This is a genomic window from Ewingella sp. S1.OA.A_B6, assembly GCF_049889095.1.
GTDB lineage: Bacteria > Pseudomonadota > Gammaproteobacteria > Enterobacterales > Enterobacteriaceae > Ewingella.
The window spans coordinates 226,006-246,472 of sequence record NZ_JBLJFK010000004.1 but is presented as its reverse complement, the minus strand read 5'-3'; the positions used below and the strand labels follow the sequence as shown (position 1 = coordinate 246,472).

Here is a 20,467-nt window from a genome sequence, read left to right as displayed (position 1 = left end):
ATTCACAATAGAAGATCATCGGCAGTCCTTCGATGTTATGATGCTTTTATATAGCTCATCGTATTTACGCGTAGAAACCGCTATATCAAAGTTTTCTAGTACATATTTTTCAGCATTATCGCGTATTTCATTATGAGGCATGTTGTTAAGTGCTTCACTAAGGCTCTTTTCCAGTTCCGGTACTGTTACAGCCTTACATAAGAAACCCGTATTCTTATCGAAAATTTTATCTGGAATACCACCTACTGGCATGGCGACAATGAGTGCACCATGTGTCATCGCCTCTAGTGTTGTAAGACTGCTTCCTTCATATCTTGACGGTTGGACAAAAATACTACTATTAGCAATAGCAGACTGTACCTCTTCATCCGATGCTCCCATGTGTACTTTCAACGGGATATTGTTTTTGTTGCTGTATTCAATGATTTTATCTTTCATTTTACCATTACCATAATGATCCCATGAAAAATGTGCATCAATTTTGTTTTTGGATTTTAATTTCCCCAAGGCTGCTGCAAGTAAGTCATAGCCTTTGTTATGCTCCATTCGGCCCACGCTTACAATACAAAGGCCTTTAGTCTCATTTCTTCTTTTAGCTTTCTTTTTTAATTTTTCAATATCAATTGTATTCGGAACTACATGGATTTTTTCTGGGGGAATTTTTAAATTATCTTCAACATTTTTTATCAAAATAGTATCTGTTGCTATTACAAAATCAGCGAGATGAGATTTTCTTAACAATGATCTGGTAAATAAGCGATTAGCCAGTCGTAAAATAGAACCAGAACCAAATTCCTCCATTCCATGAGGATTAACAACCGTTGCTTTATTATCGAGTAAGTTTTTTTTTAAAAAGGATAACGTTCCTGCTGATGCGCCATGAAAGTGAATGATATCTATATCGTCTTCCATGATTTTTATTTTGTTAGCTACATGCTTACACCATTGATAGTAGGCCAGTCCCATCGTCATGAGTATTTTATATTTATCCCAATAAGGCCAGCGAACATCAATGAAATTGATAAATGAGGGTATATTCCCTTTCACTTTATTACCTGGTGCAATCAGATGGATTTTATATCCCTTATCATGCATTTCATATATATGTTGATTGGCGGCTTTCTCCATCCCACCAACACCAATGCCAAATGAAATAGATCGTACAACGACTAATATATTTTTCATATTATTCTCTAAAGGAGTTTTATTTCAAAAATACATCACCACTTAGATTGTTTTTATCATAAATAACCGGCGTGGAACTATTGTTTTTCTTCATTAGATTTAGAGATTTTAATCGACCATTTTGTTTCAACTGATTTTCATTCCAGTTTATCTTATAGTTTTTATTACTTGCAGTGTCTTTCAACGAAACTGTCACTTGCCGGGTGTTATTATTCGTATTGACCGACACACCATCGATAATCATGTTTTTTAATGTATTATGCATATTAGTAAATGCTAAGGCTGCCTGCTTAGGATTAAAACTATTATCATAAAATCCGAAATTATGTTCTTGATTGTCTGAATCTGTTCCATCGTCACGTAAGTCGTACCACCAGACACCTTTAATATAAGGTTTTGATTTAGCAAGTATTGTATATTTCACAATAAAGTCTGCAGCTTGTTCCTGGCTCACTCCACCTAAGCCTGCATGTGTTGATACACCCATTTCTGTAATATAAATTGGGATGTCTTTATTGTTTTTAGGCTTAATTTTATTATAGAAATCATCAATTTTTTGTATATTTAACTCTGGGTTTCTCAATGATTTATCAGGATTAAGGAAGGAGTAAGGGTGGATTGAAATTCCGTCGATATAATTAAGGATCCCTTCATTTATTAGTTGATTGAACCATACTGTATCCGAAATATTCAAACGCCTGCCATTTGTGCTGATTGGGTTCAGTGAGCCAGCAAGGACTTTAGCTGTTGGATCAACTGATTTTATTGCAATGCTTGTTGCTTTAACTAATTGTAGATATACATCCGAAGGTGGAATATCACCTTTCCCTTTCATTCCGGTACCAACAGTCCATTCATTCCATACTTCATAGTATGGAACCTTACCTTTATAGCGTGCGGCTACCCATTTAGCATAGTCCGCAAATGCTTTAATATCTTGAGCACTAGTAGGGTATCCGCCATTGTTGTAATTCTTATTGCCATAGTCCAGTATAACTAATGGCGAAATATTATGGCTTTCTGCGGTTTTAATTAATGTATCATTGATTTCTAACTTCTTCGGAATTGAATAATGATTTTTTATAACTTCTATATCATTCCATGTAAGATCTTGCCTGAATGAATCAAACCCTGATTGCTTAATTAAACCAAGAATGCTCTCAGCAGACTTGCTATATTTATTTGCATGTATACCTATTCCTTGTATCTGGTCAGCAGCACTTACATTCATACTCAGTAATGCTGACAAAAAACACGGGAAAAAGGATATTTTCATTTTGCACATTTTCAGTTACCTCTGCATACAGGGTGTTATTTTTATACTTCCTTGTACTGATGTATTAGGTGAATTTCAAGCTTAATTTTTTGGAAAAAACAACACCAATGATCACTCCACCATAAACCGAGTAGAATGCTGCCTCGATGAGGTTTGACGTTATACCACCGGTTAGAATGACTAAAGCCATAATGAAAAATTGTTTACTATCTTTGGATGACTCAAACTTAAAATATAAAAATTTTATCATCCCGTAAAATACTAATATAACGCTCGCTATGCCAAATATAATATATAAGTACACGAAAATATTATCTGCAGAATTTGCCTCGGCGGGTGTAAAGTAATATGTTGGAACACCAATCGAACCAAACCCTTTACCTATGAAATATTGTGTTGAATTTTCAAGTAATAACATGGCGTTTGGCCATGTCTGATAAATTCTAATTAGCATTGTATTGGTCAGCATTCCCGTTGATACATTATTGATATTGAACATGCAATAATACGAAAACAGGCTTAGCAGTAGAAAAGTTATTTTTACTGTATATCTCGTAATCAAAGATGTACAGAATGCCAACATAAAGACAAAGCCGAGAGTAGCCATTGTTGTTTTAGTTGTTGTTAAGTAGATGAGATAACCTGACATTGCAAACAATGCAGCAAAACTGATAAGGCGCCTTTTACTAATTAAATAAAAACCAATAAAAGTACAGGTTATGATAACTAATGTGGCCGAACCAACAGAGGTACCAGTAAAACCTGGATTTCTCATCATTCCATCTGATATCCAATCGCGCGATACCACTTTGGTAACACCGCCAATTTCTTGTTCTGCACCAATCCATGCCGCACCAAATTGGTTTACATAAAATATTCCTGCCGCACAACTCAAAAAATAGAAAAAGTTGAATCTGGCATTATTAAAGAAAATACGTTCATACAGTACTGATGAGTAGAAAAATGCAAATAAAAACGGAACGAAAATGTACAGCCCAAAAACAGAACCAATGAGTGAATTATTAATAATACCTATTGCTACATATAGTAATAAGAAAACTAACAGTAGGACTATTTTCTTTCCATTTAAAACATCCGTGTATATTCTATATCCCAATAAAACAACCATCATCGCTATTGGCAGAAAACGGATATAAGGGAGGTATAATGTTAATGGGCCGGTAAAAGCTTTGATAAATATAAAGATATGAAATGTATACCACGCAATATTATCTACATTTATTCTTAATTTTTTCATATATTCTTTAGCCGGCTTAAATGACAATGTTTTGATGGTTAGATTAATTCTTAATTCTTGTCAGCATATGAATACCCATAGCCATTATATCCATATCCGTATCGACTACTCGCTCTTCTAACGATACCATTCAACACACAGCCTTTAACTTCAACATTGCTTTGCTCCAATTTTCTTATGCTAATATCTATTTCTTTCGCAGTGTTTTCTTCAAATCGAGCAACAAGCAATGTAGTACCTGAATAAGACCCAATAATAACTGCATCTGTGACAGCTAATACAGGAGGCGTATCAATGACAATAAGGTCATAGTTATCATTTGCCCATATGACTAACGCGTGCATTCGGGGATGCATTAGAAGCTCGGCAGGATTCGGAGGAATTGATCCTCTTGATATAAAATCAAAGCCTGACTCTTTTATTGCTTTAACTATGTTAGGCAGTCCTTCACGACCAGATAAGTAATCCGATAGACCACACTCTACGGGGACGCCTAAAACTCTATGAACGTATCCTTTACGCATATCCGCATCTATATATAATACTTTTTTTCCTGAATTTGCGATAGTGGCTGACAAGTTAGAGCTAATGAACGTTTTACCCGCCTTAGGGCTTGCCCCGGAAATCATTAACACCTTGTTTTTCGCTTCCATCATCGCGAAGTGTAAGCTAGTTCTTAAACCTCTTATTGCTTCTATCGAAATATCAGCTGGATTCGTTAAGAACAATAAACTGTTTTTTTCGTCAACTGTATTCCTTCTAATTCCTAATTGCCGGGCTTTGTTGTTATTTTTATTTAGCCATTCTGATATTGGAACGTTAGCGTAGACATTAATCCCCAGATTTTCTAACTCTTCAGAAGACTCAATGCCATGTCGCAATGAGATTTTTAGAATAATGGATCCTATTGCAATAAAACCACCAATAAACATCCCTATAAGGATGCCAAGTAACTTCCTTGGTTGAACAGGTTTAGGATCGGTAATCGCCTGGTCAATAATCCTTACATTACCGATAGCACTCGATTTAGAGATGCTGAGTTCTTGCTGGCGATTAAGCAACTGCATGTATACCGCTCTTCCTGATTCAACATCCCTGCTTAGCTTCAGGATTCCTTGCTGTGTCGATGGCATTGACGATACTTGTTTATTAAGTTTCGCTTGCTCATTCTCTAATGTCGCTCTTTTCTCGAGTAATGCTTTATAAGTCGGATGCTCTTTTGTATATAACTGTGAGATCTCTGCTTCTTTGAATGTTAATTCATTTAGCTGATTGTCGACATTGACTATTTGGTCTAATACAGACTTAGCCTCTAATGACAGATCAACCGAATTTTTCTGTTTTCTATAATCATTTAATTTGTCTTCAGCAGTATCAAGTTCCTGCCTAACCTCTGGCAACTGTCGATTTAAAAAGTCGAGACTTTTCGCATCTTGCGCAGCCTGGCGTTCAATATTCTGATTCAAATAATTTGTACTGATTTTATCTAATATTTTAGTAATTAGTGCTGGATTCTCACCTATTAATGTGAGGCTTAACATCCCGGAGTCTTTCCCTTGTTCATTTACTGCAAATGCTTTCGATAAATTATTAATTGCATCTAGTCTTGATAATTCTTTAACCTCAAACTCAGTACCTGCATCAGCGTTTATTTTAGAGACTAATAATGATATATACGGTTTATTTAAAATGACACCAACGTGGCCATCATATTTAAAACCTTCGCCTTCAACGGTGAATGTATTTTTATCAATGATGGTGACGACTACTGTATTTGAACCGATCACATCACTTGACAACTTCATATCAGAGATTGCCAAAGTCCCTTCGCTTTGACCGGTAAGTCTTGACCAGCCTTTGCCAAACAATGGGAAATAGCTCTGCTTTACAACATGTCGTAGGTCAAGTTGATCAACCGTTTTACCTAAAATCATTCGAGACTGTAATAGCGATATTTCAGGCGCTGACTGTGGAGCGGTATCAGGGAGAACCTGACTCAAACTACTTAATATGCTGTTTCCTTGTTTTTGCTCAACCTGAACGAGTGAACTCGCTTGATAAATGGGAGTTGAGAAAAAAACATAAATTATTGCAATAATCGTTGTAAACGACACTATTGCGATAATCATTTTCCAATGATCAACGAGTTCCCCAATGAGACGGCCGACATTGATCTCGTCTGAATCATTGAAAACAGTATTTTTGGTTACGCCAGATCCCATTTTTTTATCCTGATAATCATTTGTTCAATTTGCCAATCCAACTTTGACATGCGAGGTCAATAGTCCCGTACACAAACTCAAACGCTTCATAACTCTTGCGATAAGGGTCAGGTATCTCTTTTTGTCCTAACCAATAGCCCAAAAGCATGGTTTTACCCCTTGCTTCGGGCGCTATTTTTGAGATTTGCTCAATATGATCTTTTTCCATCACAAGAATAAGGTCATATTTCCTCGCTAAGGATGCACTGAACTGCTGTCCTACATGCCCTTCCAGCGATAGACCATTCTGCTCAGAGATTAAGCATGCGGTATCATCTGCCGCATGTCCGACTAATGCGCTGACACCGGCAGAATCTATTTTTTTTACTGGCAGATGATTTCTTAACAGTCTTTCAGCAATAGGGGATCTGCATATGTTTCCAGTACAAACAACGAGAATGGAATTAAACATATTCTCACCAGTTCCTGATATAGCGAACGTTTTCTGTCATATCATGCAGACCTGTGATGGTCGGCACCAGTTGTGAAATAACGCGATTCCAACGAACAACAGGGGCAGTGGTGACATAGACAATATCGTACGGTTGCAGTTGGAATTCAGTACTCAGCACCATCGCGGAGGCATCTTGTGCATTCAACTGATAGATATTTGCAATCTTGCCGGTTTTATCATTTTTCAACTGACGCACTACAAAGATACCGCTGGCATCACTCATTGCCTGCGAAATGCCTTCTGCATGGCCCAATGCTTCAGCCAGCGTCATACCACTGCGATCCATCTTCAGCGTCGCCTGCTTACCGACTTCACCCATTACAAATACTTTCAGGTCATCATTACGCGGAATAAACAGAATATCCCCGGGATAGAGCAATTTATTCTGTGTCAGGTCGCCCCTTTGCATCAGGGCATATAATGAGATTTTGGAATCCTGGCCGTTGTGGGTCAGCACGACATTACGCCAGTCGGCATCAGGAGCCAGGCCACCCGCGGCATTGATCGCATCCATTACGGTCAATGGAATATTGGTAATCGCCTGCTGGCCAGATTTCGCCACTTCACCCGTAATGTAGGTTTTTTGTGAGCGGAATGCCGCGATGCTGACATCGACCTGCGGGCTTTCAATATAGGTAGTCAGCCGGCGGCTGATATCTTTACGGATCTCGCTCAATGTTTTACCTGCAACCGCGACCTTGCCGATATAGGGATAGAATATAGTGCCATCTGCATTGACCCAGTTTCCTGTATCGCTGGCGCTGCGATATTGCCCTGCCGGCGTCGTCAATTCCGGGTGTTCCCACACTGTCACCATGAGCACGTCACCCACACCAACACGGTATTCATAGCGGCTGAGGAGAGCATCCAACTGCGGATTGGAACGGGCGGTAACAGGTACCGGACGCAGCTTGTCGATCAAACCTGGTGTCATCGGTAATACGTTAACCATTTTATCCAGATCAAAATCACTGTCCTGCGCTTTGATGATGTCTTTACCTGAAGTGCTAAGATCCTGTCCAGGTAGCACGCTACAGCCACTTAATAGCCCTAATGCAACGGCAATCACCGAAAATTTCAAATATTTTTTCGTCATAAGTTCATATCATCAATGAAGAAGAGAGTAATCTGTCAGTGTTAGTGTCAGTGAATGGTGCTAATAAACAGAAGTGGTCACTTTGATAAAGCGGGGCAATAAAGCCCGCTAGACAACCTCCGTTTTGGTAAAAAAGAAGAGCACATCAAGAGTTATCAAAAAACACCTGAACAATTTTATCCGTTTGAAATGAATATTATTCATTTCACTTATTTAATTGGAGAGACTCCAATAAATGAGTCATACACTCAAAACTATTTCACCCTGAGCTCTCACAATTGCAAGACTCCTTTTAACCCAAGGAGTCTATGTACGAAGCGAAGGGGCACACCTGATGCTTAAGGCATACTGCATTAATTTTTCATTGTATTTGAAGGGTTTTTTAGCGCCATAATATCCTGGGTAAAAAATGTAATAAGGTTGACGATATTTCAACTTAACCAGTAATAAAGGGACCAAAAGAGTCTGTATAATATTAATATGCAGTCTTACTAACAAAGCCTTTGAAGAATGTTAAGAATATAATCTCAAGATCCAACCAAATGCTCCAGCCACGAATATATAACAGGTCAAAGTCTACACGTTTTTGCATCTTGTCGAGTGTATCAGTCTCACCCCGGAAGCCATTAATTTGAGCCAATCCTGTAATGCCGGGTTTGACTTTATGGCGAAGCATATAGCCTTCGATCAGAGAACGATATTGTTCATTATGAGCGACCGCATGTGGTCTGGGGCCGACAACTGACATCTGACCGAAGAGTACGTTAAAAAATTGCGGTAACTCATCGAGAGAGGTGTTTCGCAGGAATTTCCCTAGCTTAGTGACCCGGGGATCATTTTGCTTTGCCTGTATCACTAATCCACCATTTTCCATGACCGTCATCGTACGGAATTTCCATACTATAATAGGCTTCCCATCCATGCCATAGCGAACCTGGCGGAAAATAGCCGGTCCCGGGGAGGTCAGTTTAATAGCACAAGCAATTATCACGAGTGGAACGGAAATCAACAGAAGGATAATAGATGAAACAGCGATATCTTCGATACGTTTGAACACCATGTTAATACCGTTTAATGGTGTGTCAAACAGCGGCACAACAGGTATTCCATTGATTTCTTCAGTGCGTGACTGGAGGATGTTGAATGTAAATACATCAGGAATCAGCAGTACAGAACAGGTCGTATCCGTGAGTTTCCGTACAATATTTTTTATTTTTAACTCATCCTTCATACTCATCGCAATATAGATGCGATCCAGTTTTCCGCCGCGTGCATCTTCAATAAGTTGGTCGAAATCTCCAGCGTAATTGATACCGGTGATACCCTCTAAAGGCTTTTCATCGTAAATGCCTGTCACAACGAAACCCATCCATGGTTCATCAATAAAACTACTGATGAGGTTAATGCCTGCGGGCATTGTACCGACGACTGCAACCCGTCGAACATTGTATCCCATCTTGCGTAAAAGACCGGATCCAACCCGAATGCCAATGCGACATAAAAAGAATCCAGCTAAAACGGCAAAATACCACTCAATGAAAATCTTGAAGCCTAAATAAAAATCACTTAAGACTGAAATTAATCCCAGAGTGACAATCAAGCTTAGTGTCCAGTTCTTAGAGATGAGAACCAACTCAGCAGACATTTTCACTCCACGCCAAGAGCGATAAAAATCTGTAATTCCGCCAATCATTTGGAATGCACCCAGAACGACCAATGCTGTCAGTACATGTTTATAGTTAAATGAAAGCTTGTTAAGTAAAATTACAATATACAGACTGAAGAATATTATTGAGATATCAGAAAACCGCTGAACCATTGAAATCAATGACGCATTGGCATTAGAGCGTGTGCGATTGTGTGGAGTTTTCATTCTGGTTTCACTCTTATTAGGGTTTTATTGAATGAATCATATTTAGATAAATATTCCCCCGGCAGTCACCTTTTCAATCAATCCAGCAACTCCTGCATATTCTGTAAAGGCGCAGTGTTGAAAATGGATTTTTTATCCCTCCACAACTAACAACAATAAACAACCCTGGTTAAATTAAAAAAAAAGGCTTTATTATAGTTAATGAAGTGGTGTCAGCATGGTTGTTTTTAATAATTAAAAATTTAGTTTTCAATATGGCTTCAGCTATTGTAGCGACGCTACCGCCCCTGGTTTACGGCTACCAATTTGCCAGAATAAGGGGAGCAATAGTCAGGGCGATAGAAAATCTTGCCATACTATGCAAGGTTGTTAGTTTTTCACTTTTATAAGCATGTGAAATTATTGTTATAATTTTTATTAGTTAGAAAAAAGCTTCAGTTAGCTTCTTCTGGTTATAAGATAGCCATAATAACCCCTGCATAGCTTTAATCTCGCTGCCCTTTAAATATTCTATGTGGCCATGATTCTCGACGCCGCATATAATGACGCCATTACAATAGGGCTTTAGGTGCTCAATAATTTTACGGAATGATAAGGTTCCCTGATGTTTCCAAAAAAAAATTTTACTTATTTTTATGTACTCAAAATTTTCATTCATGACGAGGGAAAGATTGGTGCTCCCTTCCCCAAAGTGATCTAGCCATAAAGTGCAGTATTTGCTAAGGGCATGAAGGACCGGGCGTGCATCCCCGGTCTTAAATTCCTCGAAATGCTCGTTCAATGTGAGTCTTATATAAGTGTGCTGTTGCAATATCTTTTGCATCGCAGTGTTACTCACGATATGCAGAGCAATTTCGTAATCGATAGCGATTGATAACAAAAAAGCATTATTAATAAAAACATCTTCGTTAACACAGGCGATAGTGACCTGGTCAAAGAATGCTTTGATTCTATCTTCTACAGCGAAAGAAGACTGGTCTTCTTCAGGTTCAAAATGGTGTTCATTTTTTTCTACTTTCTTCACCAATTCAAAACCTAGCATTCCACCCGCTACTGTGACTATGGGCTCAAAGATATATCCGGAATCATTTCTTTTAACCGATTGCATCCCTTACCCCATGAATAAAAATGTAAACATACTGACTGAAAAAATAGCAACAGGAGCCAGTCATACTATTTTCTTATGCAGTAACTCTATTTCCCACAGCATGTTTATGTAGAAAGAACAGAGCTGAACTGCTTTTGGCATCTACGCCTATTTTTCTTAGTGAGTTACATTTATGTACACTTATGGTCTTCACACTTAGCTTTAATATATTTGAAATGCTCTTAACTGAAAGGCCTAACATCATCATAACTAAGATTTTTTCTTCCATTTTTGTGATCTTGTAATTAAAAACATCTTCTTTATTCATTATGTTCTGAAGCTGTATAAACTGTTGTACTGCACTGACTAGCTCTGATAGCTCTCTCCTCTTCTTAAGGAACTTGAATTCTTTCTTAAGAAGAAACTCCAACATCAGCATGTCTATCTCAGAAGAAAATATAAGTATTCGTTCTGGGTCTACTATGTTGATACTCTCGTTCAAAAACTCGTAACACTGGTTAAAACACCCTCCAGATGGGTCAATGATCAGATAATCTTTTGTATACAAATTCACCTTGTCATCAGGAGCCAAAAAAATAATCTCGTTAACGTAAGGTAGTTTCTTAAATATGATTTCCTTTAACGCAAGCTTAGTGAACTGGCATTCACTCCAGATTATTAACCGAGGCATTGGACCGCCTAATAGTGTGGGTTTAAAAACACTCAGAGACTTCTCTAAGATGCATGGAGAAGAATTGAGCACTTTCAGAAAGATATAGAAAATGGAACTTTTTATAATGCTTGTTTCATATTTAATTGTTCTCCGTGGATGTATCTAGAATAATACGCAGCCTAAACTCTTCCAATCGTTTATCTCACTCACTATTACATTTAACAATAGGTTTTATCGATCGATTTACAATTTTCTATCGTTTTGTTCACACTTTTTACTAGGCGTAATCCTAATAAAAATCCTCACTCTCGGCGAAACTGTGAGCAATGTAACGCTTTAGCTTTATTGATCAATCAAATCTAGGCATTTTCTTATCTTGAAGTTTCTCATTTCAAGAGTTTTATCTTGTAGGTTATTGTTCTTTTTATTTCTATTAATGTGGGATTTTATGCTTACTTTTGTAAAAAAATAGATACATTTTTACGACAAATAAAAATGATAATGTTAAAACTAAGGAGTTTTCTGAAAATATTTATATTAAATAAAAGCTATTGGTTTTTTTAACGCATTTGTGATCTGCAATTGAACAACTGCATTCGCCCATTATTCTCTAGGGCAAGGACTAGTTCGATTATTTAATATTATTATGCTTTATTTTCAATGCTGTAATAAGGTTCTGTCAGGGTTTTACATATCGTAAATACTAAGCATGTTCTTAATTAAAAAAATCTGCTGAGGAATCAAGTTATTGTCTTTAATGTACTATTGCGTGAGCTGAAATTTTGGCGAAAAACAGAAACTAAGTATTATCTTATTGGCGTCAATTGCCGCTGAAAGAGTAAATGTTCCAGAATAGAGCGGAGAATCGCAGAGATACATGTCGTGGTGCAGATTACGTGTTTACTTACACCTACCTTGCACCGAGGCTTCGAAGCCTTCTTTCTTCAAACTGGACAGGCACCCAAAAGCCAGGCCGCTATTGCCAGATGATTTCCCAGTCTTGCCAGCGAATACCGTACGTGGCGTGACGAACTGCGTAACGCCATTCCGCGCTAACCTATCTCAAACTGGGTGGGATAGAATTTTTAAGATGATCGCCAGTGTGCAAAGGCAACCTGGATTACCATTTTCTATGATGTTTAATCCCACATCCCTCGTGAGTTATAAAGCCAGCTCCAGTGCTCTGGTTTTACCTATAGTAGCCTTAACGCAACAATGCATCTCCTTGCTGCTCGCATATCACGTCGTCTTCGGTAAAGGGCATCTCAAGCGCCCGATATAACACTTCCAGCCGTTCCCACAGAATAAAATTCAGCAGGTTTTTTGCTGGATCGAAGCTCAACGTGCAATCGGGTTGCTTGGTTAAAAGGGATTCATCGGAGCGTGATGTTTTATCACGGGAAATTTATTTAGAAACTTCTTTTTGTATTTTGTTTTTAAACCGGCATAGAGAGTAGAATCGATAACTCGAACTCATACTCTCTGGATAACAAGCACATGGCTGGTGTGAACCATTGGACTCGAGATCAACTTCTCGTCGCTTTCACTCTTTATAGTCAAATTCCCTTTGGAAGGCTGCATTCAAAAAATCGCGATATTATTCACTATGCAAATCTAATTGGCCGCACTCCCTCTGCATTAGCCATGAAGTTGGTTAATTTTGCCAGCCTTGACCCCTTTATTATTGAGTCAGGCCGTACTGGGTTGAAAGGTGTCTCTAATGCTGACCGTGCTTTGTGGCAAGAAATGACGGAAGACACCACGTCCTTCGGCGCACAATGCGAGCTAGCGATGGAAAAACTTGAACCGCCTGCGGTGGAAATGCAAGACAGTGAAGTTCATGATTTTAGCGGCAGAGAAAGAACGACAATCGTTAAGGCTCGCGTGGATCAGCAACTGTTCCGCAAAAACGTTCTAGCTGCCTACGAATATCGCTGCTGCCTGACCGAACTCGAAGAACCTGCCTTATTGATCGCAAGCCATATCCGTCCGTGGAGCCATGCTGTTGAACATCGCTTAAATCCGAGTAATGGTTTATGCCTTTCAAGTCTGCATGACAAAGCCTTTGATCGTGGTTTGATCTCGTTTAATGACAATCTAGAGATGCTGCTTTCGCCACAAATTAAGAAACTAAAAAGCACAATTTACATTGAAAATTTTGCCAATTATGAAGGGAAAAAACTTCGTCTGCCGCTCAGTTATCCACCTGATATAAGCCAATTAAAATATCACCGCAATAAAATATTTATCGCGGAATAATTAAGGGCGCAATCCTCGCGCCCTCCCAAATATTTAATTTGTTTTTCCTAAAACATCTCCCCCATATTCAGCTGTCCCATCAATAACGCGTTATCACTGTAATCCACTGGGACAGCAACGACGGCGGGGCCTTGTACGTCCATGGCGGCGCGCAGGGTACTTTCGAGGGTGTCGGAGGAGATGACGGCGAAGCCTTTGGCACCGAAGGATTCGGCGTAGGCTTTGAAGTCTATCGGACCGAATTTTACGCCGGAGGTGCGCTGGTATTTCTTCTGTTCCTGAATCGCCACCATGTTGTAGCTGTCATCCACCCAGATGATGTGCAGCAGGTTAACACCAAGACGTACCGCGGTTTCCAGCTCCATGCTCGACTGCATAAAACCACCGTCGCCGGAGACAGACACGACTTTACGGCTCGGTTCGACCAGCGCTGCACCAATCGCCCACGGCAGCGCGACGCCCATGGTCTGCTGACCATTGGAGATAAGCACCTGACGTGCACGGAAGCTATAAAGATAGCGGGCGATCCAGATATGGAAACTTCCCATGTCCACGCACAGCGTCACGTCACTGTTAACGATATCCTGCATGGCGCGCACCAGGCGCAATGGGTGAATGGCAAACTGGTTCAGGCTGCGGCCTTTTTGAGCCAGCAGTTCGCGCTGCTGGCGGCGGTCATCAAGGATCGACAGCGTCGCGGGGCTGAGGTCAAAATGTTGATGCACCTGTTCGGTCAGCAGATCCAGCGTATCGGCGATGTCACCGACCAGTTCTATATCGGGGGAATAATCACTGTCGGTCTCGGCGGGCACCACGTCGATGTGCACCAACTCGGCCTGGCCGTTACTCCATTGTGCCGGTTCGTACTCAACCGGACTGTAACCGATGGTGATCACTAAATCGGCATTTCGCAGCAGGCGGTCGCCGGCCTGATTATTGAACAGACCGACGCGACCTGCGAAACGGTGGAAGTGCGCCTGATCGATAACGCCCGCCGCCTGATAGGTGCTGGTGACCGGCAGATCGCTTTTATTGAGCAACCGCCGGATGGCTGCCGTGTTGCGTGGTTGGCTGGCCATCAGGCCGAGCAGCAACACCGGGTTTTTGGCTTTTTGCAGACAGGCGGCAACTTGATGGATGGCGTCCTGCGGTGCGCTGCCGAGCGTTGGCGATTGCGAACTGAGTAAACGGCCCTGTGCTGGCTCGTTGATAATGTCCATCGGCAGGCTGATGAATGACGCACCGGGACGGCCAAACTCAGCGGCCCGAAAACCGTTGGCCAGCACTTCGGAAAGTGCTGACGAGGAGGTGACTTCGGCGGAAAATTTGGTTACCGGGCGGAACATTGCCACCGTATCCATGGTCTGGTGGACCTGTTTAACGTGGTCAGCACGCTTCACCGCGCCGCCGATGGCGACCAGCGGATCACCTTCTGATGTGGCGGTAGCGACGCCGGTGATGAGGTTCGAGCAGCCGGGGCCTGATGTCACCAGTGCGACGCCCGCTTTGCCGGTCAGACGGCCAACCGCGCCGGCCATAAACGCGGCGTTGGCTTCGTGGCGTACCGGAATGGTGATGATCGACGAGTCGACCAGTGAATCGAATACCCGGTCAATTTTCGCGCCAGGGATGCCAAATACATGCTTCACGCCCTGTTGTTCCAGCTGCGCAACGACCAGATCCGCGCCGCAGTTCCACGTATTTTTGTTGTCTAAATGGTTCATGAATCACACTCCTTTATTCGCTGGCTCAGTGGCGGTTAACTTTCAACGGAACGGATGGCGTCATCTAGGTTGCCGGGGTTGAGATCGGCCTGCTTAAAGTCGCGGTCGGTCGGGAAATCAATCAGTAATTTGTCGACGGTGCCGAAGGTCAGTACGCCGCTCTCCAACTGGTAGTCCAGCACGTGACCCCCGCTGCTGCGTTCGCGGTTGATAAAGTGCTCGTGATAGCCGGCGACGTTGATGCCCTGCATGTATTCAGGGGTCAGAAAACCAATCAGCACACCTTCGCTATGCTCAATGTGGAAGGTCGGCTGCGCCTCGATGGCCTCCAGCATCGGTTTGTACGGGCGTTGCTGCTCCGGCACGGTGCGCGTGTCCACGCGGGTGAATACGCCGTCGATGCGCAGGGCGCAGAAGGTGTTTTTGCTGGCGACCACGCGGTCGATGATTGTATGGATATCGTCGCGGCTGTGCGGTTTATCGAGAGGATATTCATTAGTCGGGTTGAAGAATGTCATTACGGCAAACGGCGTTTTTTGTTCGGGGCTGGCACGGCGAGCGGTACCATCGCCGCGCAGCTGGAATATGTTGCTGTTAAAGGCAATCAGTTCGCCGTCGAGATGGTTGAACGTACCTAAGCCAAAGTCGCCGTGTTCGAGCAGGTCGGACATGGTGGTATCGCCTTCGTACACGCCGCTTAGCAGGGCACTCATCATCGACGATTGGTAAATGACGCGTTCAGGATGATCATGTTGAAGCTGCATGGCGCTGCGGGTGATATCGGCAACGCAGGAGCAGTCTCCGTGCGCGTCATGGCGGTGGAGGTTGTGATAAGTCATGTTGTCGCTCCGGAAGAAAATGATTAGCATTGTTAACTAAAGGTTGACTCCTTTCAGCAGAGAGTTCCAATATGATGGGGTGTTCACTTTGAGACGTTTTTGATATGGAACTTCGTCATCTGCGTTATTTCGTGGCGGTGGCCGATGCCGGGAATTTCACCCGCGCGGCCGAACAACTGGGCATTTCGCAACCTCCACTAAGCCAGCAAATACAACGACTGGAGCATGAGATCGGTGCGCCTTTGCTACGCCGATTAACGCGCAGTGTTGAACTGACCGACGCGGGAAAAACGCTGTACGGCGATGCGGTGAATATCCTGAAACTGACAGATTCTGCGCTGGAACGTGCGCGCAGCGTGGCACGTGGCGTAAGCGGAACGTTGCGTATCGGCTTTGCCAGTTCGACTGCTTTTAATCCGCAGGTGTTTTCGCTGCTGCACCGCTTTCGCGAGAGTTATCCGGGCATGGAATTATTGCCGCAGGAAAGGGAAATGTCGGGGCTGATGACCGCGCTGGCAGATGGCGCTATCGACGTGGCGTTCATCCGCCTGCCGTGTGAACGCAGTAAGGATTTTGCCTGCCGGGTGATTGATTTTGAGCAGATGGTGGTGGCACTACCGTGTGCGCATCCGCTTGCACAAAAGGAAGAAGTTGCATTGGGCGCACTGAAAGATGAAACGCTGATCACCTTTCCGAGGGACGTCGCGCCAAGCTTGTATGATGCAGTGATCACCGCCTGTAATGATGCGGGGTTTATTCCTAAGCTCGGCCAGCAATCGCCGCAGGTGACCTCAGCCATCAGCATGGTGGCGACCGGTTTTGGTTACGCGGTAGTCCCTGCATCACTGGGGAAAATCGATGATGAAAATGTCACCTGCCTGCCGCTCACCGGTCCGCCGCTCATCACCCAGGTTGCGCTGGCGTGGCGGCGTAATGACAACGGTAAAGCGGCGATGCATCTGCTGAAGTTATTGTAGGGTTGAGAACAGCTAAAATATATACTATTTAATAGATCTAAATGGTTATTCGCTACAGATTCCTATTTACGAACCCAAGGGAAATTAAGCAGGCTAACTTTCGGATAACTATTTATAGGTGAAGAAGGGGAGTGGCGGGGATTATAAATATTTATTCTTTTTGGATGGGTATTGAACTTAAAAATAGCTCATCAATACGATAGCCGAGCTCACTAATAAAGCGGTGTTGTTGAGTAAATCAATTTTTTGACTATTATAGCAGATTGAAGTTAAGTGATAACGCCGCCAGTCCCCCCGCGACTGCGACAAATGAAGGCAGCAGCATGTAGTGACGCAGCGGTTTATGTAACAGCATTACCAGCGTTACAAGCATCGCAACGACTACCAGCGTACGCAGTTGTGCCAGAGACAAATCCGCCCATGCTAAAAAAGGCAACAGTGCACAAGGCAGTAACACCCCCCATACGCTGGTCAGACGCTTGCCAAGAAACCAGCTTACGCCCCACATTCCGCACACTGTTACCATTGCCGCGATCATGATTTTACGCCATTAATGATAATGAGAACTAGTATCATATAGCAATGTTTCTCATGACGCACCTTTTTACCTGTCAACTTTCCCGCAGAGTGACACCCGCTGCGAAAAGTGGTAATTTTAGCCCCGGATTTTTCGCTTTTTAATCTCATACAGATAATAACATAGAGTGACTGTTTGCATTTTTTGCACCCTACCACTTATTTTCTTCTCGGAATAAATAAGACAGGACTGAACTCAGGTTCATAATGCTTACTTATCCGGAAGATTCAGAAGATCAAAGGCTACCAGAGTGAATTTTTAATGATATTTCATTCCTATGATGAGTTGCTTAAAAGCAAACACCAACTTTCAACATTATTATTTTTTTTCTTAAACAGTGCTTCCGCACTCTTTATCATGTTGAATCCGGCGTTAAAAACATTAAAATCCACATTACCTCTGACGATGATCGGCGTGTTCTGCGTGTCAGGATTGATCTTTACTTATTTCAACAAAAAAAATAACCCATCACATTTGAATACCTGTTCAGTCACTGTGGGGATCTTATGGGCATGGCATATTTCCCTGCGCTTTGAACAAATTGGGCAGATGGATAATAATTTCCTGCTGGTCAGCTTACTCAGCGTATTTTTTATCAGTGCCATCGCTTTATCGGATAATTTTCTGAGTTTTTGCCTTCATGCAGCACCATCTTCTGTTACGGTCATTTTTTTAGACGATTTTAATCATACTGGTAGGATCTTTTTCACTATTGCGCTGCCACTGGTTGGGCTTTCTTTGCAACATTTTATGCGCAAGCGCAGCGATGCTTTTACGCGCCGGTTGGTGGGCAATTTATACAGTGAAAGAGAAAAATTTAGCGATCTGAGCATGCTTGACCCACTCACTGGCCTTTACAACCGGCGCGGGTTACAGAACAAACTGGATACGTTGTTAAGCCAGCAGGGTGCCAATCATTACGTAATGTTGCTGGATATCGACCACTTCAAGGCCTATAACGACAATTATGGTCACAGCATGGGCGATCAGGCTCTTGTCCAGGTCTCTGCCGCCATACGCGATGCAGTCCGCTCACGTGATGTCGTGGTGCGTTATGGCGGCGAGGAGTTTCTGGTGCTGATCTCTGACGTCACTCAGGAGTGCGCCATCCGCATGGCCGGGCGTATTCAAAGTCAGGTTCTTGACCTGAATATTCCCCATCATTTCAATGCACAGGTTTCGACAAAGGTAACGGTTAGCGCAGGGTTATCTGCATTAGTGAATGAGGACTTCGCCACAGCGCTATGTGCTGCTGACCAATCCCTTTATCTGGCAAAAAACAGCGGACGTAATAAAATTTCCTATGCATGGGATCAGCCTGCGGTAAAGCCTGATCACTAAATTTCGCTGTAAATGAAAAGAGAGATTACAATCATTAATGCTGGTTCATGTATAAGCCACAGGGTTATCACATACGTCCAAAGATTATATTATTTCATTTGAGGTATTACACACTCCCACTGCATAATCATGCAGGGAAACTCTTATTCCTCCGCTACAATGTTATGAATTCGACACAGCATTGAGCCTGAAATGTTACCAATAGCGCTGTTTTATTCCTGACTTCAATCCATTCGAAATATATTCCCGGCTTTGATACTGATCCTTTCCTATTTCCTATTTCCTATTTCATATTCTGTGAAGTGTCTCACCGTCATCTTCTGATCCATGCCAGATGCCTATTTGCGATGGCAGTCAGTGGAAGGTTACGTCCCATCCCTCTTCCTACACTACGCTCCATGACCGTTCTGCGTGCTGTTCCCTACACGACTCACCCTCAACGGACCATCTATAACCTAATTAAAAACAATCACTTATATATTAAGTGCTCCACTCAGATAAAGGTTAATTGCATGAGCAGCTCTATCATTCTTGGCATTATTTGGCATTTAGTGGGGGCAGCCAGTGCAGCCTGCTTCTACGCTCCACTGAAGAAAGTCAGAAAATGATCGTGGGAAACCATGTGGTCAATCGCGGGTTTATTCTCGTGGATCATCCTGCCCTGGACCGTGAGTTACATCCTGCTGCCTGACTTTTGGGCTTACTACGGCTCTTTTAGTCTCGCAACGTTGTTGCCCATCTTCTTTTTTGGTGCCATGTGGGGCATCGGAAATATCAACTACGGCCTGACCATGCGTTATCTGGGCATGTCCCTCGGGATTGGCATTGCCATTGGTATCACACTGATTATCGGTACGCTGATGACCCCCGTTCTGCAAGGAAAAGCGGCTTTATTGATAGGCACTCCGGGGGGAAGAATGACACTCCTGGGAGTTCTGGTAGCTGTTATCGGCGTTGCCGTGGTCAGCTATGCGGGTTATCTGAAAGAGAAATCCCTCGGGATCAAGGCCGAAGAGTTTAATCTGAAAAAAGGGCTGTTTCTCGCCGTCATGTGCGGGATTTTCTCCGCAGGCATGTCCTTTGCCATGAGTGCCGCAACCCCGATGCATGCCGCCGCCGCCGCCTTAGGGATTGACCCGCTGTATGTCGCCTTACCAAGCTATGTCGTGATCATGGGCGGGGGCGCCATCGTTAACCTAGGCTTCTGCTTTATTCGCCTCGCCTCTCGTCGCGATATCTCCGTCAAGGCAGACTTCAGCGTGGCGAAACCTTTGTTGATCACCAATGCCCTGTTCGCCATTTTGGGTGGGATAATGTGGTATCTGCAATTCTTCTTCTACGCCTGGGGCCACGCCAGTATTCCGCCAGAATATGACTATATGAGCTGGATGTTGCACATGAGTTTCTACGTGCTCTGCGGCGGTATCGTTGGTCTGCTGCTCAAAGAGTGGTTGGGCGTGGGCAAAAAACCGGTGGCCATTCTAGTACTGGGCGGTCTCATCATCATTCTGGCGGCCAATATCGTCGGCATGGGTATGGCAGCATAACCTCGATTCTCATGCCCTGAGGGGCAACGAAGGGGCAATA

15 protein-coding genes and 1 pseudogene are annotated in these 20,467 nt (G+C 42.8%); 4 read left to right on the top strand and 12 right to left on the bottom strand.

Features of this window, described 5'->3' with window-relative positions; all coding sequences use genetic code 11:
* Positions 1-15 precede the first annotated feature (15 nt).
* The 9 genes from ACMV8I_RS12235 to ACMV8I_RS12195 form a co-directional block, all read right to left on the bottom strand.
* On the bottom strand, positions 16-1,185 hold the full coding sequence (locus ACMV8I_RS12235; RefSeq protein WP_498865488.1) for a glycosyltransferase family 4 protein: 1,170 nt from the start codon (positions 1,183-1,185) through the stop codon (positions 16-18).
* 19 nt (positions 1,186-1,204) lie between these two features.
* The gene (locus tag ACMV8I_RS12230) at positions 1,205-2,470 is read right to left on the bottom strand and encodes a cellulase family glycosylhydrolase (RefSeq protein WP_498865487.1); all 1,266 of its coding nucleotides are present in this window, start codon (positions 2,468-2,470) and stop codon (positions 1,205-1,207) included.
* 55 nt (positions 2,471-2,525) lie between these two features.
* Positions 2,526-3,719, bottom strand: a complete 1,194-nt coding sequence (locus tag ACMV8I_RS12225; RefSeq protein WP_498865486.1) for a hypothetical protein — start codon at positions 3,717-3,719, stop codon at positions 2,526-2,528.
* Between the two features lie 50 nt (positions 3,720-3,769).
* Positions 3,770-5,941, bottom strand: coding sequence for a polysaccharide biosynthesis tyrosine autokinase (locus ACMV8I_RS12220; RefSeq protein ID WP_498865485.1), 2,172 nt, complete (start codon positions 5,939-5,941; stop codon positions 3,770-3,772).
* Between the two features lie 16 nt (positions 5,942-5,957).
* A complete protein-coding gene (locus tag ACMV8I_RS12215; protein WP_498865484.1) occupies positions 5,958-6,392 on the bottom strand; it encodes an arsenate reductase/protein-tyrosine-phosphatase family protein in 435 nt (144 codons plus the stop codon).
* Between the two features lie 4 nt (positions 6,393-6,396).
* The gene (locus tag ACMV8I_RS12210) at positions 6,397-7,530 is read right to left on the bottom strand and encodes a polysaccharide export protein (RefSeq protein ID WP_498865483.1); all 1,134 of its coding nucleotides are present in this window, start codon (positions 7,528-7,530) and stop codon (positions 6,397-6,399) included.
* Between the two features lie 475 nt (positions 7,531-8,005).
* Positions 8,006-9,403, bottom strand: coding sequence for an undecaprenyl-phosphate glucose phosphotransferase (wcaJ, locus tag ACMV8I_RS12205; protein WP_498865482.1), 1,398 nt, complete (start codon positions 9,401-9,403; stop codon positions 8,006-8,008).
* Positions 9,404-9,824: 421 nt separating this feature from the next.
* The gene (locus tag ACMV8I_RS12200; RefSeq protein WP_498865481.1) at positions 9,825-10,511 is read right to left on the bottom strand and encodes an EAL domain-containing protein; all 687 of its coding nucleotides are present in this window, start codon (positions 10,509-10,511) and stop codon (positions 9,825-9,827) included.
* Positions 10,512-10,584: 73 nt separating this feature from the next.
* Positions 10,585-11,181 carry a helix-turn-helix domain-containing protein gene (locus ACMV8I_RS12195; protein ID WP_498865480.1) on the bottom strand — a complete coding sequence of 199 codons (597 nt, stop codon included), beginning with the start codon at positions 11,179-11,181 and terminating at the stop codon, positions 10,585-10,587.
* Between the two features lie 1,479 nt (positions 11,182-12,660).
* On the opposite strand from ACMV8I_RS12195, the gene ACMV8I_RS12190 reads away from it, so the two are divergent.
* On the top strand, positions 12,661-13,422 hold the full coding sequence (locus tag ACMV8I_RS12190) for an HNH endonuclease (RefSeq protein WP_498865479.1): 762 nt from the start codon (positions 12,661-12,663) through the stop codon (positions 13,420-13,422).
* A gap of 47 nt (positions 13,423-13,469) precedes the next feature.
* Here the strand turns inward: ACMV8I_RS12190 and alsS are convergent, their stop codons facing one another.
* Together alsS and budA are read right to left on the bottom strand one after the other, a co-directional pair.
* On the bottom strand, positions 13,470-15,146 hold the full coding sequence (gene alsS, locus ACMV8I_RS12185) for an acetolactate synthase AlsS (RefSeq protein ID WP_498865478.1): 1,677 nt from the start codon (positions 15,144-15,146) through the stop codon (positions 13,470-13,472).
* A gap of 35 nt (positions 15,147-15,181) precedes the next feature.
* The gene (gene budA, locus ACMV8I_RS12180) at positions 15,182-15,985 is read right to left on the bottom strand and encodes an acetolactate decarboxylase (protein WP_498865477.1); all 804 of its coding nucleotides are present in this window, start codon (positions 15,983-15,985) and stop codon (positions 15,182-15,184) included.
* A 104-nt stretch (positions 15,986-16,089) separates the two neighbouring features.
* On the opposite strand from budA, the gene ACMV8I_RS12175 reads away from it, so the two are divergent.
* Positions 16,090-16,962, top strand: coding sequence for a LysR family transcriptional regulator (locus ACMV8I_RS12175; protein WP_498865476.1), 873 nt, complete (start codon positions 16,090-16,092; stop codon positions 16,960-16,962).
* A 253-nt stretch (positions 16,963-17,215) separates the two neighbouring features.
* Here the strand turns inward: ACMV8I_RS12175 and ACMV8I_RS12170 are convergent, their stop codons facing one another.
* Positions 17,216-17,500, bottom strand: a complete 285-nt coding sequence (locus ACMV8I_RS12170; RefSeq protein ID WP_498865475.1) for a DUF1435 domain-containing protein — start codon at positions 17,498-17,500, stop codon at positions 17,216-17,218.
* A 300-nt stretch (positions 17,501-17,800) separates the two neighbouring features.
* On the opposite strand from ACMV8I_RS12170, the gene ACMV8I_RS12165 reads away from it, so the two are divergent.
* Together ACMV8I_RS12165 and rhaT are read left to right on the top strand one after the other, a co-directional pair.
* Positions 17,801-18,880, top strand: a complete 1,080-nt coding sequence (locus tag ACMV8I_RS12165) for a GGDEF domain-containing protein (RefSeq protein ID WP_498865474.1) — start codon at positions 17,801-17,803, stop codon at positions 18,878-18,880.
* A gap of 512 nt (positions 18,881-19,392) precedes the next feature.
* A pseudogene (rhaT, locus tag ACMV8I_RS12160) lies at positions 19,393-20,427 on the top strand (L-rhamnose/proton symporter RhaT).
* Positions 20,428-20,467 lie beyond the last annotated feature (40 nt).